The organism is Serratia marcescens, assembly GCF_001902635.1.
Lineage (GTDB): Bacteria > Pseudomonadota > Gammaproteobacteria > Enterobacterales > Enterobacteriaceae > Serratia > Serratia marcescens_F.
Genome location: NZ_MJAO01000006.1, coordinates 197,133 through 212,012 on the forward strand (window position 1 = coordinate 197,133; position 14,880 = coordinate 212,012).

The 14,880-nt window shown below is 64.4% G+C and carries 15 protein-coding genes; 9 read left to right on the top strand and 6 right to left on the bottom strand.

Annotated elements, in window-relative coordinates; genetic code table 11:
* Positions 1-162 precede the first annotated feature (162 nt).
* The 4 genes from BHU62_RS08050 to BHU62_RS08065 form a co-directional block, all read right to left on the bottom strand.
* On the bottom strand, positions 163-2,343 hold the full coding sequence (locus BHU62_RS08050; protein WP_073531446.1) for a carbon starvation CstA family protein: 2,181 nt from the start codon (positions 2,341-2,343) through the stop codon (positions 163-165).
* 252 nt (positions 2,344-2,595) lie between these two features.
* On the bottom strand, positions 2,596-3,285 hold the full coding sequence (locus BHU62_RS08055; protein ID WP_073531447.1) for a trehalose-6-phosphate synthase: 690 nt from the start codon (positions 3,283-3,285) through the stop codon (positions 2,596-2,598).
* Positions 3,286-3,298: 13 nt separating this feature from the next.
* A complete protein-coding gene (locus tag BHU62_RS08060; protein ID WP_073531448.1) occupies positions 3,299-3,709 on the bottom strand; it encodes a GNAT family N-acetyltransferase in 411 nt (136 codons plus the stop codon).
* Between the two features lie 32 nt (positions 3,710-3,741).
* Positions 3,742-5,112 (bottom strand): glutamine synthetase family protein, encoded by a 1,371-nt coding sequence (locus tag BHU62_RS08065; RefSeq protein ID WP_073531449.1) that lies wholly within the window; start codon positions 5,110-5,112, stop codon positions 3,742-3,744.
* A gap of 236 nt (positions 5,113-5,348) precedes the next feature.
* On the opposite strand from BHU62_RS08065, the gene BHU62_RS08070 reads away from it, so the two are divergent.
* Entirely contained in the window at positions 5,349-5,630 is a 282-nt protein-coding gene (locus tag BHU62_RS08070; RefSeq protein WP_073531450.1) for a helix-turn-helix domain-containing protein, read from the top strand.
* On the opposite strand, the gene BHU62_RS08075 is transcribed toward BHU62_RS08070, so the two are convergent.
* Complete coding sequence (locus tag BHU62_RS08075) at positions 5,620-6,537, bottom strand: LysR family transcriptional regulator (protein WP_073531451.1); 918 nt, start codon at positions 6,535-6,537, stop codon at positions 5,620-5,622. The genes BHU62_RS08070 and BHU62_RS08075 overlap by 11 nt on opposite strands.
* A gap of 168 nt (positions 6,538-6,705) precedes the next feature.
* Here BHU62_RS08075 and BHU62_RS08080 point away from each other — a divergent pair, with 168 nt between their 5' ends.
* The 6 genes from BHU62_RS08080 to BHU62_RS08105 all read left to right on the top strand — a co-directional run bounded on the left by BHU62_RS08080 (position 6,706) and on the right by BHU62_RS08105 (position 12,491).
* Entirely contained in the window at positions 6,706-7,404 is a 699-nt protein-coding gene (locus BHU62_RS08080; protein ID WP_073531452.1) for a CoA transferase subunit A, read from the top strand.
* Between the two features lie 11 nt (positions 7,405-7,415).
* Positions 7,416-8,069, top strand: a complete 654-nt coding sequence (locus BHU62_RS08085; RefSeq protein WP_073531453.1) for a CoA transferase subunit B — start codon at positions 7,416-7,418, stop codon at positions 8,067-8,069.
* A 14-nt stretch (positions 8,070-8,083) separates the two neighbouring features.
* Positions 8,084-9,268, top strand: a complete 1,185-nt coding sequence (locus BHU62_RS08090) for an acetyl-CoA C-acetyltransferase (protein WP_073531454.1) — start codon at positions 8,084-8,086, stop codon at positions 9,266-9,268.
* Between the two features lie 18 nt (positions 9,269-9,286).
* Complete coding sequence (locus tag BHU62_RS08095) at positions 9,287-10,210, top strand: 3-hydroxyacyl-CoA dehydrogenase family protein (protein ID WP_073531455.1); 924 nt, start codon at positions 9,287-9,289, stop codon at positions 10,208-10,210.
* Between the two features lie 106 nt (positions 10,211-10,316).
* Positions 10,317-11,708, top strand: coding sequence for a GntP family permease (locus BHU62_RS08100; RefSeq protein ID WP_073531456.1), 1,392 nt, complete (start codon positions 10,317-10,319; stop codon positions 11,706-11,708).
* 12 nt (positions 11,709-11,720) lie between these two features.
* On the top strand, positions 11,721-12,491 hold the full coding sequence (locus tag BHU62_RS08105; RefSeq protein WP_073531457.1) for a 3-hydroxybutyrate dehydrogenase: 771 nt from the start codon (positions 11,721-11,723) through the stop codon (positions 12,489-12,491).
* 36 nt (positions 12,492-12,527) lie between these two features.
* Here the strand turns inward: BHU62_RS08105 and BHU62_RS08110 are convergent, their stop codons facing one another.
* Complete coding sequence (locus BHU62_RS08110) at positions 12,528-13,349, bottom strand: AraC family transcriptional regulator (protein ID WP_073531458.1); 822 nt, start codon at positions 13,347-13,349, stop codon at positions 12,528-12,530.
* A 120-nt stretch (positions 13,350-13,469) separates the two neighbouring features.
* On the opposite strand from BHU62_RS08110, the gene BHU62_RS08115 reads away from it, so the two are divergent.
* Both BHU62_RS08115 and BHU62_RS08120 read left to right on the top strand, forming a co-directional pair.
* Complete coding sequence (locus BHU62_RS08115; protein WP_073531459.1) at positions 13,470-13,847, top strand: hypothetical protein; 378 nt, start codon at positions 13,470-13,472, stop codon at positions 13,845-13,847.
* 10 nt (positions 13,848-13,857) lie between these two features.
* Positions 13,858-14,733 carry a helix-turn-helix domain-containing protein gene (locus BHU62_RS08120; RefSeq protein ID WP_073531460.1) on the top strand — a complete coding sequence of 292 codons (876 nt, stop codon included), beginning with the start codon at positions 13,858-13,860 and terminating at the stop codon, positions 14,731-14,733.
* Positions 14,734-14,880 lie beyond the last annotated feature (147 nt).

Genomic DNA, 14,880 nt, shown 5'->3' on the forward strand with positions numbered 1-14,880 from the left:
GATAGATCTCATTATACCCAATAGATTTCAAGTTGCAGGTAGGCGGCAACTGAACGATTCCCCGGGAGCTTGGTCCGCCAAGTGACCGGGGTGAGCGAAGGTAGCCAACACCCCTGCCACTTGAAAGATGAAGGGTATATGCAGGGTATCCGTTAAATCACATCAATGCTGGGTCGAAACTTTGACCTCCCCCTCAGTTACGCCGTCGGCGGGCGCGGCCTGCGGCACCGGCACGTAAGGCGTTTCCTGGTCGGTGCGTTTCGGGTTCTTGTGCGCCGTCATCGCGGTTTTCACCCCGTAGAAGATGATGCTGTACACCACCAGCAGGAACAGAATGCTCAGCCCGGCGTTGGTGTAGTTGTTCACCACGATGTGGTTCATGTTGGCGATCTGCTGGGCGCTCAGCTCGGCGCCGCCTTCGGCGATCTTGCGCTTGTACTCGCCGGCCAGGAAGAAGAAGCCTTCCAGCTGTGGGTTGTCGCTGAACAGCTTCAGGCCCAGCGCGTAGGTGGTGCAGATCAGCAGCCACACCGCCGGCAGCACGGTCACCCAGATGTATTGGGTGCGCTTCATCTTAATCAGTACCACGGTGCCCAGCACCAGCGCCACGGCGGCCAGCATCTGGTTGGAGATGCCGAACAGCGGCCACAGGCTCTTCACGCCGCCGAGCGGATCCACCACGCCCTGATACAGCAGGTAGCCCCACAGCCCGACGCAGCCGGCGGTGCCGATGATGCCGGCCACCAGCGAGTCGGTTTTTTTCAGGAACGGCACGAAGTTGCCCAGCAGATCCTGCAGCATAAAGCGGCCGGAGCGGGTGCCGGCGTCCAGCGCGGTCAGGATGAACAGCGCCTCGAACAGAATGCCGAAGTGGTACCAGAAGCCCATGTTGGCGCCCGGGATGATCTGATGGAACACGTGGGCGATGCCTACCGCCAGCGTTGGCGCACCGCCGGCGCGGTTCAGCACCGAAGGTTCGCCGATGTCGGCGGCGGTCTGCAGGATCTGTTCCGGGCTGATGACGAAGCCCCAGGAGCTGACCGCCGCCGCCGCGTGCACGGTGACGTCCTTCAGCGAAGCCATGATCATCGGCGCGTCTTCGGTGCCCAGGCGGTGCAGATCCGGCATGGTGATGCCCAGCGCCGCCGGCGGGGTGTTCATGGCGAAGTACAGGCCAGGCTCGATGATGGAAGCCGCCACCAGCGCCATGATGGCGACGAAGGACTCCATCAGCATCGCGCCGTAACCGATAAAGCGTGCATCGGTCTCATTGGCCAACAGCTTCGGCGTGGTGCCGGAGGCGATCAGCGCATGGAAGCCGGAGACCGCGCCGCAGGCGATGGTAATGAACAGGAACGGGAACAGGGTGCCTTTCCACACCGGGCCGGTGCCGTCGACGAACTGGGTAACCGCCGGCATTTTCAGCTCGGGGTTGAGGATCACGATGCCGATCGCCAGCCCGACGATCACGCCGATTTTCAGGAAGGTGGCCAGATAGTCGCGCGGCGCCAGGATCAGCCACACCGGCAGCAGGGCGGAGACAAAGGCGTAGCCGATCAGCGTGAAGGTGATGGTGGTGTCTTTAAAGGTCAGCGCCGGGCCCCAGTACGGGTCGTGCGCCACCACGCCGCCGAACCAGATGGCGGCCACCAGCAGCACGATGCCGATGACTGACACTTCACCCACGCGGCCGGGGCGCAGATAGCGCATGTAGATGCCCATAAACAGCGCGATCGGCACGGTGGAGCAGACGGTGAATACCCCCCACGGGCTCTCCGCCAGCGCTTTCACCACGATCAGCGCCAGCACCGCCAGGATGATGATCATGATCAGGAAGCAGCCGAACAGCGCGATGGTGCCCGGTACCGGCCCCATCTCTTTCTTGATGATCTCACCGAGCGAGGCGCCGTTGCGGCGCGAGGAGATGAACAGCACCATAAAGTCCTGCACCGCTCCCGCCAGCACCACGCCGCCCAGCAGCCACAGCGTGCCGGGCAGGTAACCGACCTGCGCGGCCAGCACCGGCCCCACCAGCGGCCCGGCGCCGGCGATGGCGGCGAAGTGGTGGCCGAACAGCACGTTCTTGTTGGTCGGCACGTAGTTCAGGCCGTCGTTGTTGACCACCGCCGGGGTGGCGCGGCCGGCGTCCAGCTTCATCACCTTGGTAGCGATGTACAGGCTGTAGTAGCGGTAGGCCACCAGATACACCGCCACCGAAGCGACGACGATCCACAGCGCGCTGATGTGTTCGCCGCGGCGCAGCGCCACCACGCCGAGGCAGGCTGCGCCGAGTATCCCCAGCAGCATCCACGGAATGTGCTTTAAAATCCCCTCTCGTTTCATGAGGTATCCTTAATTCCAGTCTGCAAAATATGAATGAACTCATCCGCTTGTAAGAGATGTCAGAGTGGCGCGGCGAGCCGTAGCGTCTTTCCCGAGGTAAGGCGGGTTTAGGAACAGCTCATCATCGCCGGGGGTAAGGGGGGAAGACAGGCGTATTTCGGTCAGCGGTTGGATTCGCCGGGTGAACGGTTGGATTGGCGGGGTAAGCGGTTGGCGGCCTGGGTAATGCCTTTGGCCGCCGGTGGCCTGAGATCAGTAAACCTGCCTGCCGTTGATGCCGGCGGGGAAAATGCCGGTGGCGAAAATATGCCCGTTGGCCTGGATCTGGTCGTCGGGCAGCATCTCCAGCGGGAACTCGCCTGCCAGGCAGTTGAGGAAGGCGTTGCGATCGTCCGCCGAGGTAAAACCGATCAGATCGTAGAACAGCAGCGAAGCGATCAGTTGGCGATGTTCCGGGATGCGCCGCAGCAGCGCCGCCGACGGGAACGGCAGGTGGAAAAAGAACGCGCAGGGGTTCAGCAATCCCTGCTCCTTCAGCGCCTCGGCGCAGGGCAGCAGTTGGTAGTCGTCGATGCAGACGATGTCGCCGGGGCACAGGTGCTCGCAGGCGATATCGGCGAAATGGCGGTTCAGCTGCCGGTAGGCGCGGTAGTTTTCCGGCGTGAAGTGCGCCTTCTCCGGCTGGTTGTGGAACACCGGCCACAGGCCGTCGTGGTAGTAGCCCTGATAGTGGCGGCGAAACTCCTCGATCGACAACGGGAAGGTCACCTGATCGTAACCGGCGCGTTGGCGGCAGTGGATCGGGCGCTGCGCGAAATTCTGCACGTCGCCGTTCCAGCCGAGCCACAGCCCCGGTTCGGCATCGGCCGCCAGCGTCTGGCCGGCGCAGGCCAGATCCTTACCGTCACACTGCTTGTTTGAAATCAACACCAAACGAGACATTGGGGTCTCCTTATCAGTGAAGGGCGCGCAGGGCGTGCACCGCACCGTCGGCGCGCCAGGGCGCTTGCAGCGCGGGCAGCGTGACGCGCAGGCCGCGCAATGCCGGATGCGCCAGGCAGCAGCGCGTCAGCCAGCTTCCCAGCCCGACGCCGCGGTATTCGGCGCTGACGAACAGTTCGCTCACCGAGGCGAAGGTGGCGTAATCGGTCACCATGCGGGCGAAGCCGAGCTGGTGGCGTTTGCGGTACAGGCCGAAGCACAGGCCGTGGTGCACCAGGCGCTCCGCCGCCGCCCGATCCGGCAAGCTGAGGAAACGCTGGATCACATCGAGATCCAGCAACTGCCGATCGGTGCTGATGTGAAAAACGCCTTTGCGCCAGCAGAGCAGCGGCTGCGCAGGTGCCAATTGCGATTGCATGTTCATGATTATCCTTCCGTTAGCCAATCAGAGGTCGGTTACAGCATCCAGCCGAGTTCGGCGGCGGTGACCTGTTCTTCGAAACGGTGCAGTTCGGCGCTTTTGCAGGTGTGCCACAGGGTGCAGAACGCCGGGCCGAGCAGCTCGCGCAGCGGATCGCTGTGGCGGAACAGCGCCAGCGCCTCCTGCTGGCCGAGCGGCAAGGGCGCGGCGTTGTCGCTCTCGCAGCCGTTGGCGGCCGGTGGCAGCGGCAGCGGGTGTTCCAGCCCGTGCAGCAGGCCGCCGAGCATCACCGCCAGCGCCAGATAAGGGTTGGCGTCGGCCCCGGCCAGGCGATATTCGATGCGCTGGTTGGCGCTGTCGGCACAGGGCAGGCGCAGCGCCACTGTGCGGTTGTTGTGGCCCCAGGAAGCGCGCAGCGGCACGTGCATGCCGGGGCGGAAGCGGCGAAACGCGTTGATGTTGGGCGCCAGGATCGCCATCGACGCCGGCATCAGCGCCAGCATGCCGGCCATCGCCTGCTGCATGTTGTCGCTCAGTTCGCCCGGCGCGCCGGTCAGCAGGTTCTCGCCGTGCTCGTTCTGCAGGCTGATGTGAAAGTGCAGCCCGCTGCCGGCGGCGTGGGCGCAGGGCTTGGCCATAAAGCAGGCGTGTTGGTGGTGTTGCTCGGCTATCTGCCGCGTCAGGCGTTTCAGCGCCATGATCTGGTCGCAGGCTTCCAGCACGCGCCGGCTGTGATGCAGGTTCAGCTCGTACTGGCCGGAGGCGGCTTCGGCCACCACGCCGGTCAGCGGCAGGCCTTGCAGCCGGGCGTGCCGTTCGATATCGCTCAGCAGCGCATGGTGGCGCTCCGGCGCATCCACCGCGAAGCTTTGCGTCGGGCAGGTTTCCGCGTCGGCGGGGCGCTGCGGATCTTGCAGGTAGAACTCCAGCTCGGCCGCCACCACCGGGAAGCAGTTGCGATCGTGCAGGCGCTTCAGTACCCGTTGCAGCACCACGCGCGGTTCCAGCTCGCAGGCGTCGCCGTCGGCGTTTTGCATCGTCAGCAGCAGCTGGGCGTGGCGTTCGGGATCGCGTGCGCAGGGCCGCAGGGTGCCGGATACCGGCAGGCACAGCCGGTCCGGCTCGCCCGCCCGCTGCCCCAGCCCGCTCTCTTCAATTACCCGGCCGTGCAGATCCAGGGCATAGATCGACAGCGGGAAGTAGCAGCCTTTTTCCAGCCCAAAGGCTTCAGCGATCGGCAGCCGTTTGCCGCGCAGCTGGCCGTTCAGATCGTGCAGATAAATATCCAGCTGTTCGGTTTCTGGGTAGCGCTGCAGGTAGTGCTCCAGCTCTTTGCGGAAGGTGCGCGTCGTCGAAGCGGGCAGCTCCGCCAGCAGAGGATTGAAGCCGATGATATTAGAATGCATGGCGCGCTCCAGAACGAAGACCGGTCACGGCCAGAGGCAGGGATAAACGCATGAGACGACTCTCTTGTGGGGCCATAATGGCGATGTGAAAAGGGTATCTGCGGCGGCAAAAACTGTCTGTAAAAACGCCGTAACGTTAACGGGGCGCGGAATAAAAATGCCGTAAAGAGCGCGGTGGCGTTGGTGGGGGGAATAAAACGTCCGCATCCCCTATCGAAGCCGCAAGGCAATCACCACTGCTGGCCTCCCGCACCCCGGAGAGCCGCCGGCGCATCGAGGAAATGGCCGAAGAGATGCTGTTTGAAGCGCACCTGCACCAGTTGCGGGAAGCGCTGAATATTTCCCAACAGGAATTGGCGAAAACGCTGGGTATTTTTCAGCCTTCGGTCGCGGCCATCGAAGGGCGCGGCAATGAGCTGAAGATTTCGACCCTGAAACGCTACGTGGAAGCGATGGGCGGCACGCTGCGCCTGGACGTTGAGCTGCCGGGCGGCAAGCACGTCGGGTTTACGGTTTAAGCGCAGGCTGTGCGCCACTCTCCGCCATCTCCCTTTCGATCACCGTCGCCAGCGCCTGCGCGGCGGAAGAGAGCTGATGCTGGGCCAGGCGGATCAGGCCCACGCGCCGTTCGATGATCGGGCCGATCAGCGGCACGCAGACCGCCCCCAGCTCATCCATCTGTTTCTCGCACAGCGCCGGCACCGCGCTGGCGCCGAGCCCGTTGGCCACCATACGCCCGACCGTCACCAGCTGGTGGCTTTCAAACGCCACCTCCAGCATTCGGCCGCTGCGGGCCAGTTCCTGTTCCAGCAGCAGCCGCACCGCCGAAGGCCGCTGCAGGGTGATGAAATCCAGCGCCAGCAACTCCTTCCAGCTCACCTGCGCCTTGCGCGCCAGCGCCGAATCCTTGGGCACCACCGCCATAAAGCGATCGCGGCACAGCGGGGTGAAGTGCAGGGTGTCGCTCGGCTCCGGCTCGAAGGCGATGCCCATCTCCACCCGGCCTTCGCGGATCATTTCAAACACCTGCTCGTTGATGACGTCGTGCACCGCCACGTTGATACCGGCGTAGCGACCGCGAAACGCCTTGAGAATCGGCGGCAGCGGGTTGCCGGCGAACGACGGCATGGCGGCGATCGCCACCTTACCCATCTGCAGGGTGAAGCGCTGGCGCATCGCCTCTTCCGCGTTGTCCCAATCCGCCAGCAGCTGGCGCGCCATCGGGAAGAAGGTTTCGCCCTCCGGCGTCAGCGTCACCCGGCGGGTGGTGCGCAGCAGCAGCGGCCCGCCCAGCGCGTCTTCCAACCCACGGATCGCCAGGCTGAGCGCCGGCTGAGAAATATTCAGCCGCTCGCTGGCCTGGGCGAAGTTCAGAGTGTGAGCTACCGCTAAAAACGCGCGTAACTGTTTGATGCTCATTTTCATTTTGGCTGGCGTTAACTCTTTGTTAATTGACGGTTAACGATTGATTAATAAAAATTCTAAATGAATGTGGCATAAAAACAAAATTAACAAATCATTTTTGTGACCTGAAGATGCCCTCACGCAAGCCAGGGCATTTCGCCCTGCGCCGCAATATGCAGGGGCAACGATATGGCAGGGCTCGACAAACGCGTCGGCAGCTACCAGGAAGCGCTGGCAGGCCTGACGGACAACATGACGGTGCTGGCGGGCGGCTTCGGCCTGTGCGGCATCCCGGAAAACCTGATCGAAGAGATCCGCCGGCGCGGCGTGCGCGGGTTGACGGTGGTCTCCAACAACTGCGGCGTCGACGGGTTTGGCCTCGGGCGGCTGCTGGAGACCCATCAGATCCGCAAGGTGGTGGGATCTTACGTCGGCGAAAACGCGCTGTTCGAGCAGCAGGCGCTCAGCGGCGAGCTGGAGGTGGATCTCACGCCACAGGGCACATTGGCGGAGAAGATCCGCGCCGGCGGCGCCGGTATCCCGGCGTTCTTCACCGCCACCGGTTACGGCACGCCGATCGCCGAAGGCAAAGAGGTGCGCGAGTTCAACGGCCGCCCTTACATCATGGAAACCGCCATCACCGGCGATTTCGCCATCATCAAAGGCTGGAAGGCCGACCACTTCGGCAACGTCATCTACCGCCATACCGCACAGAATTTCAATCCGCTGATGGCCACCGCCGGGCGCATCACGGTGGTGGAAGTGGAAGAGATCGTCGCGCCGGGCGAGCTGGATCCGGCGGCGATCCACACCCCCGGCATCTACGTCGATCGGCTGATCCAGGGCACCTTCGAAAAGCGTATCGAACAACGCACCCTGCGGGCATAAGGAGAATACGCATGCTTACCCGTGAACAAATGGCGCAGCGCGTGGCACAAGAGCTGAGGGACGGTTACTACGTCAACCTGGGCATCGGCATCCCGACGCTGGTGGCCAACTACGTGCCGGCGGGCATGGACGTGATGCTGCAGTCGGAAAACGGCCTGCTGGGGATGGGCGAGTTCCCGACCGAGCAGCAGCTGGACGCCGACATGATCAACGCCGGCAAGCAGACGGTTACCGCGCGTATCGGTGCGTCGATCTTCGATTCGGCGCAGTCGTTCGCCATGATCCGCGGCGGCCACGTCGATCTGACCGTGCTGGGGGCGTTTGAAGTGGACGTCGAGGGCAATATCGCCTCGTGGATGATCCCCGGCAAGATGGTCAAGGGCATGGGCGGCGCGATGGATCTGGTGGCAGGGGCGGAGAACATCATCGTGGTGATGACCCACGCCGCGAAGGGCGGCGAGTCCAAGCTGCTGCCGCGCTGCACGCTGCCGCTGACCGGTGCCAACTGCATCCGCAAGGTATTGACCGATCTGGCCTATCTGGAAATTGAAGACGGCGCCTTCGTGCTGCGCGAACGCGCGCCTGGCGTCAGCGTGGCGGAGATTGTCGCTAAAACCGCCGGCCGGCTGATCGTGCCGGATCGCGTGCCGGAAATGCGTTTCTGAGACGGGAGGTGAATGTGCAACAACGTGAAGTGGTGATCGTGGCGGCGACGCGCACGCCGGTCGGCAGTTTTCACGGCGCGCTGGCGCCGTTGACGGCGGTGGAACTGGGCACGGCGGCGGTACAAGGGCTGCTGGCGCAGAGCGGGGTGGCACCGCAGCAGATCGATGAAGTGATCCTCGGCCAGGTGCTGACCGCCGGCTGCGGGCAGAATCCGGCGCGCCAGACCGCGCTGAACGCCGGGCTGCCCTCTACGACGCCGGCGCTGACCATCAACAAGGTGTGCGGTTCCGGTTTGAAGGCGGTGCATCTGGCGGTGCAGGCGATCCGCAGCGGCGATGCCGAGGCGGTGATCGCCGGCGGCCAGGAGAGCATGAGCCAGTCGCCTTACCTGATGGCCGGCGCGCGCGCCGGTCTGCGCCTCGGCCACGCGCAGATGGTGGACAGCGTGATCCACGATGGCCTGTGGGACGCGTTCAACGACTACCACATGGGCATCACCGCCGAGAACCTGGCGGAGAAATACGCCATCAGCCGTGCCGAGCAGGACAGCTTTGCGCTGCGCTCGCAGCAGAAGGCGCGGGCGGCGCAGCAGGCCGGGCGTTTCGCCCAGGAGATCACGCCGGTGACGGTGCCGAAGCCGAAGGGCGAGGCGCTGAGTGTGGCGCACGATGAACAGCCGCGCGACACCAGCCTGGAGGCGCTGGCGCGGCTGCGCCCGGCGTTTCGCAAGGAGGGCTCGGTGACCGCCGGTAACGCCTCGTCGCTCAATGACGGCGCCGCCGTGGTGTTGCTGATGAGCGCGGAAAAAGCCGCCACGCTGCGCTTGCCGGTGCTGGCGCGCATCGCCGGTTACGCCTCGTCGGGCGTCGATCCGGCGATCATGGGCATCGGCCCGGCACCCGCCGCGCGCCGCTGCCTGGAGAAAGCCGGCTGGCGGCTGGAGGAGGTCGATCTGATCGAAGCCAACGAAGCCTTCGCCGCGCAGGCGCTGGCGGTGGGCAAAGAACTGGGCTGGGAGGCGGAGCGGGTCAACGTCAACGGCGGGGCGATCGCACTGGGGCATCCGATCGGCGCGTCCGGCTGCCGCATTTTGGTGTCGCTGCTGTACGAAATGCAGCGCCGCGGGGTGAACAAGGGGCTGGCGATGCTGTGCATCGGCGGCGGGCAGGGCGTGGCGCTGGCGGTAGAGCGCCCGTAAACAACCGAGGAGGGCACGATGCAGTCATCTGACTATGCGGTACTGGGTGCCGGATTGATGGGGGTGGGCATCGCCACCCACTTTATTCGCCACGGCCATGAGGTGTTGCTGTATGACCCGGATCCGCAGCGCCGGGTGGAGGCGCCGGCGGTGGCGAGCGGCATTCTGGCCGAGCTGAGCGACGTCGGGCAGTTTGATAATGGCGAGCGCGACGCGGCGCTGGCGCGGCTGCGCGTAACCGGCGATCTGAACGACGTGGCACGCGCCCGGCTGTTGATCGAGGCGATCCCGGAACGGCTCGAGCTGAAGCATGCGCTGTATGAGCAGTTGGAAGGGCTGATCGCCGACGACGCGGTGATTGCCAGCAACACCAGCGGCCTGCCGCCGGACGAGCTGGCGGCGCGCATGACCCACCCGCAGCGCCTGCTGATCGCCCACTTCTGGCACCCGCCGCACCTGATCCCGCTGGTGGAGATCGTGCCCGGCCGCGCCACCGATCCGCGCCATCTGGCGGCGGTGCAGGCGCTGCTCGGCGAAATGGATCTGGAGGCGGTGCTGCTGGAGCGCGCCGCGCCGGGGTTTGTCGGCAACCGGCTGCAGTTTGCGGTGTTGCGCGAGGCGCTGCACATCGTCCACAGCGGCATCGCCAGCGCCGAGGTGGTGGATCAGGTGATGCGCGCCTCGCTGGGGCGGCGCTACGCCATGGTCGGCCCGCTGGAGGCCGCCGACATGACCGGGCTGCCGACGGTGGCGGACATCGCCCGCCACCTGTTCCCGGAACTGGCGACCGGTGACGAGATGATGGCGCTGGTGGAACAGCGGCTGCAGCGCGGCGATACCGGCCAGCGCAGCGGCCAGGGATTTTATCTTTGGGATGAAGCACGCAGGGAACGCATTCAACGGCGACGGGCGCATCAGCTGCGCTTTGCGCTGAAACCGTAATTTCGCACTCCGTACCTGACAATAACAACAACCACCCCAATGGATTTCAGGTTGCAGCCAGGCAACAACGCTGCGGCACGAAAGATACAGGGGAAAGAGGTGACCGATGAGCGTTTTGATTGCCCTGGCAGCACTGGGATTACTGATGCTGGCCGCCTACCGCGGCTACAGCGTGATTTTGTTCGCCCCGATCGCCGCGCTGGGCGCGGTGCTGTTGACCGACCCCGGCGCGGTAGCGCCGACCTTCACCGGGCTGTTTATGGAGAAGATGGTCGGCTTCGTGAAGCTCTACTTCCCGGTGTTTCTGCTGGGGGCGGTATTCGGCAAGCTGATCGAGCTGTCCGGCTTTTCCCGTTCGATCGTCGCGGCGGCGATCCGCATTCTCGGCCGGCGCCACGCCATTCCGGTGATCGTGCTGGTGTGTGCGCTGCTGACCTACGGTGGCGTATCGCTGTTCGTGGTGGCGTTCGCGGTCTATCCGTTCGCCGCCGAGCTGTTCCGCCAGAGCGGCATCCCCAAACGGCTGATCCCGGCCACCGTGGCGCTCGGTGCCTTCTCCTTCACCATGGACGCCTTGCCCGGCACGCCGCAGATCCAAAACATTATCCCGACCAGCTTCTTCGGCACCAACGCTTGGGCCGCGCCCTGGCTGGGGCTGATCGGCTCGCTGTTCATCATCGCGGTCGGCCTGCTGTACCTTGAGCGCCAGCGGCGCAAGGCGCAGCTGAAGGGAGAGGGGTACGGCACCGATCTGCTGAACGAGCCGGAAACCCCGGACAACATCAACCTGCCGAATCCGCTGATCGCCATCCTGCCGTTGATTTTGGTCGGGGTATTCAACCTTGGCTTCACCCATTGGATCCCGCAGTGGTACGGCGCCAGCCACGAGCTGACGCTGCCAGGGCTGGCCAAGCCGATCACCACTGACGTGGCGAAGATCACCGCCATCTGGGCGGTGGAAGCGGCGCTGGTGTCGGGTATTCTGCTGGTGGTGGTGTTCGGCTTTCGCAATATTCGCGGCCGGCTGGCGGAAGGCAGCAAGACGGCGGTCGGCGGGGCGATCCTGGCGGCGATGAACACCGCCTCCGAATACGGTTTCGGCGCGGTGATCGCCGCGCTGCCGGGCTTTTTGGTGCTGTCGCAGGCGCTGGCAGCGATCCCCAACCCGCTGCTGAACGAAGCGATCAGCGTTACCTTGCTGGCCGGCATCACCGGGTCGGCCTCCGGCGGCATGAGCATCGCGCTGGCGGCAATGGCCGATAACTTCGTGGCCGCCGCCCATGCCGCGCATATCCCGCTGGAAGTGCTGCACCGGGTGGCCTCGATGGCCAGCGGCGGCATGGACACCTTGCCGCACAATGGCGCGGTGATCACCCTGCTGGCGATCACCGGCCTTAGCCACCGGCAGGCCTATGGCGGCATCTTCGCCATCACCCTGATCAAGAGCGCCGCGGTGCTGTTCGTGATCGGCGTGTTCTACCTGACCGGCATTGTTTAAAGGAGCGATACCATGAGTGTACAAGGCAAAACCGCGCTGGTGACCGGCTCGACCAGCGGCATCGGCCTCGGGATAGCGTCCGTGTTGGCCGCCGCCGGCGCGCGCGTGATCCTCAACGGCTTCGGCGATGTGGTGCTGGCGCAAGCGCAGATCGCCCGGCTGGGCGCCGCGCCGGGGTATCACGGCGCCGATCTCGGCGATGCGGCCCAGATAGCGGACATGATGCAGTATGCCGAACGCGAGTTCGGCGGCGTGGACATTCTGGTGAACAACGCCGGCATTCAGCACGTGGCGCCGCTGGATCAGTTCCCGGTGGAGAAATGGAACGCCATTCTCGCCATCAACCTGTCGGCGGTGTTCCACACCTGCCGATTGGCGCTGCCGGGCATGCGCGAGCGCAACTGGGGGCGCATCATCAACGTGGCGTCGGTGCATGGGCTGGTGGCGTCGAAAGACAAGTCGGCCTATGTGGCGGCCAAGCACGGCGTGGTGGGGCTGACCAAGACGCTGGCGCTGGAGACCGCGCGCATGCCGGTCACCTGCAACGCCATCTGCCCCGGCTGGGTGCTGACGCCGCTGGTGCAGCAGCAGATCGACAAACGCATCGCTGCCGGCGCCGATCCGCAGCGGGCGCGCGATGAGCTGCTGGCGGAGAAGCAACCTTCGCAAGAGTTCGTCACCCCGCAGCAGCTCGGCGAGCTGGCGCTGTTCCTGTGCAGCGATGCGGCGGCGCAGGTACGCGGCGCCGCCTGGAACATGGACGGCGGCTGGCTGGCGCAATAATGCCTTTCCTGCGGCGCGTGCAGGCGCGCCGGTTTGTCACATGGTGATCGCACCGCCCGGCGCTTGCCCGGAGGCGTTGCGCTCCGCCAGGTAGCGCGCCGGCGGTTTGCCCACCGCCTTTCTGAACATGGTGACGAAGCCGCTGGCGCTCTCGTAACCCAAATCCAGCGCCACCGTCTGCACGCTTTCACCCTGCGTCAACCGCTGCAGCGCCAACATCACGTGCAGCTGACGTCGCCAGTGGCCGAAGCTCATGCCCATCTGCTGTTGCAAGGTGCGGCTGAGGGAGCGCTCACTCATACCGATGCGCTGCGCCCACTGCCCGAGGGTGGATTTGTCTGCCGGGCTGCTCAGCATGCCTTCAGTCAGTTGCCGTATGCGCGCGTCGTCGGACACCGGCAGATGCAGATTCTCGATCGGTGCGGCCGCCAGTTGATCCAGCAACACCGCCGTCAGACGCCCCTCGGCACCCTGTTCGTCGTAGAGCGGTTCGAAGGTGGTGGCCTGCAACAGCAGTTCGCGCAGCAGCGGCGAGACCGACAGGGTGCAGCAGTTTTGCGGCAGGCCGGCGATGGCGTGCTGATCGACGAACAGACAGTAGGCTTCAGTGGAACCGGCGCCCTGGGCGTTGTGCAACACGTTGCCCGGCATCCACAGCGCGCACTGCGGCGGCACCAGCCACAGCCCGTTTTCCACCTCGCAGCGGATCAGGCCGCGCACGGTGTAGATCAGCTGCGCCTTCTGATGGCGGTGCGGCTCGACTTCCCAATCCTGAGCGATGGTGGAACTTTGCACCGCGAACAGGGGGCGAGGCACCTGATCGATATCCAGACAGCGGCGCGGGATCTGTATTTTCATGAGAATAGTTCTCAATTTGGCGTAATTGAAAAGTATTATGTCCTGATTGCGCAATGTGGTCTAGCGCCGCTGCCGATAAAGTAAGCGCCTGTCCTAAACCCTTTCGCAAGGAAACTGATTATGTCACTCGATACCGCCGATTTTCCGCTGGTGTGGATGCGCGGCACCGGCCGCGATACCCAGGCCGAGCTGGCCGAATTCAGCGCGCTGCTGGCGCGCGCCGAACCTTTTGTGCTGATGACCGACCGCAGCGTCGGCGATGAAGGAGAAGAGCACGACCGCGATGCCCGCACCCAGGTGGCGTTGTGGAAACGCGATAACCGCGAGGCACTGAAGCTGTGGGTGAAAGGCATGATCATGCTGGAGCCGGACGACGTCAAACGCGCGGCGGCGGAAGCGTTCGCCGAATACGGCGCCAAATTCTGGGGCTATCCGGTGCTGGTGGCCGCCGATGAAGCCGCAGGCAGGATGCTGGCGCAGACGTTATTGAGCAAATAAGGGGAAAACCATGCACCAGCAACAGGTGATTGAACAGCTGCTGGCCTGGATCGAGCAGAGTCTGGATCAGCCGCTGACGTTGGACGACATCGCCGCCAAATCCGGCTACTCCAAGTGGCATTTGCAGCGGATGTTCAAACAACATACCGGCCATATTCTCGGCACTTACGCGCGCCGCAGAAGGCTGACCGCGGCGGCGCGCGAACTGCGCCTGACCGGCACCAGCGTGTCCTGCATCGCCGATGCTTACCAGTTCGATTCGCAGCAGACTTTCACCCGTTGCTTCCGCAAGCAGTTCGGTTTGCCGCCGGCCAGCTATCGCCGCAGCCAGGACTGGTCGAGCTATGGTCTGCAACCGCCGCTGCGGCTGACCGAGGCCCCACTGCCGCAGGCCGACATCGTGACATTGCCGGCCATGCAGTTGGTGGGCCATACCCAGCGTCGCAGTTTTACGCTGGGGCAGCTGGCGGACTCTAAGTGCGAACTGCGTCGGCACGCCTGGCGGCAGCTGCTGCAGCCGCAGGCGCTGCCGGAGGTGGTGTACGGTCTCACCAGCCTGGAGGTCGATCGGCAACGTCGGGGCTGCCCGCGCATGGCCTACACCGCCGCGTTGCCGGACGAAGGGGCGGTGGGCGAGCGCGTGACCATCGAACAGGGCGAGTATGCCCGCTTTGCCTATCAGGGGCAGGCGGAAGGATTACAGCATTTTATCGCCCGTCTGTATGACACCGCGATGCCGCTGATGAACGCCATTCGTCGGCCGGGGCAGGATATCGAACGTTTCTATCCGGCACAGGAGGGCAGTTGCCCGCTCGGCGGCGCGGCGATCCGCTGTGAATATTTGATCCCGATCCGGCGAGCGGAACCGCTGGCTGCCGCCAGTTAGGCGGAGGTTCTCGCAAAAAATCATCTTCGTGGCGCGTCAGGTTACAAAAAATTGCGATATTGCTTCGGTAATGGTTCACACTTTGATTCATGTGCACATATAATGCGCATCCGGTCAAACCCCCCTGGGTTTTTCAGGCCGCAGCGC

Coding starts and splice junctions, on each gene's coding strand:
- BHU62_RS08085 (WP_073531453.1), top strand. CDS start 7,416: ATGCTTACCCGTGAACAAATGGCGCAGCGCGTGGCACAAGAGCTGAGG.
- BHU62_RS08065 (WP_073531449.1), bottom strand. CDS start 5,112: ATGCATTCTAATATCATCGGCTTCAATCCTCTGCTGGCGGAGCTGCCC.
- BHU62_RS08120 (WP_073531460.1), top strand. CDS start 13,858: ATGCACCAGCAACAGGTGATTGAACAGCTGCTGGCCTGGATCGAGCAG.
- BHU62_RS08075 (WP_073531451.1), bottom strand. CDS start 6,537: ATGAAAATGAGCATCAAACAGTTACGCGCGTTTTTAGCGGTAGCTCAC.
- BHU62_RS08115 (WP_073531459.1), top strand. CDS start 13,470: ATGTCACTCGATACCGCCGATTTTCCGCTGGTGTGGATGCGCGGCACC.
- BHU62_RS08100 (WP_073531456.1), top strand. CDS start 10,317: ATGAGCGTTTTGATTGCCCTGGCAGCACTGGGATTACTGATGCTGGCC.
- BHU62_RS08060 (WP_073531448.1), bottom strand. CDS start 3,709: ATGAACATGCAATCGCAATTGGCACCTGCGCAGCCGCTGCTCTGCTGG.
- BHU62_RS08080 (WP_073531452.1), top strand. CDS start 6,706: ATGGCAGGGCTCGACAAACGCGTCGGCAGCTACCAGGAAGCGCTGGCA.
- BHU62_RS08110 (WP_073531458.1), bottom strand. CDS start 13,349: ATGAAAATACAGATCCCGCGCCGCTGTCTGGATATCGATCAGGTGCCT.
- BHU62_RS08055 (WP_073531447.1), bottom strand. CDS start 3,285: ATGTCTCGTTTGGTGTTGATTTCAAACAAGCAGTGTGACGGTAAGGAT.
- BHU62_RS08105 (WP_073531457.1), top strand. CDS start 11,721: ATGAGTGTACAAGGCAAAACCGCGCTGGTGACCGGCTCGACCAGCGGC.
- BHU62_RS08095 (WP_073531455.1), top strand. CDS start 9,287: ATGCAGTCATCTGACTATGCGGTACTGGGTGCCGGATTGATGGGGGTG.
- BHU62_RS08050 (WP_073531446.1), bottom strand. CDS start 2,343: ATGAAACGAGAGGGGATTTTAAAGCACATTCCGTGGATGCTGCTGGGG.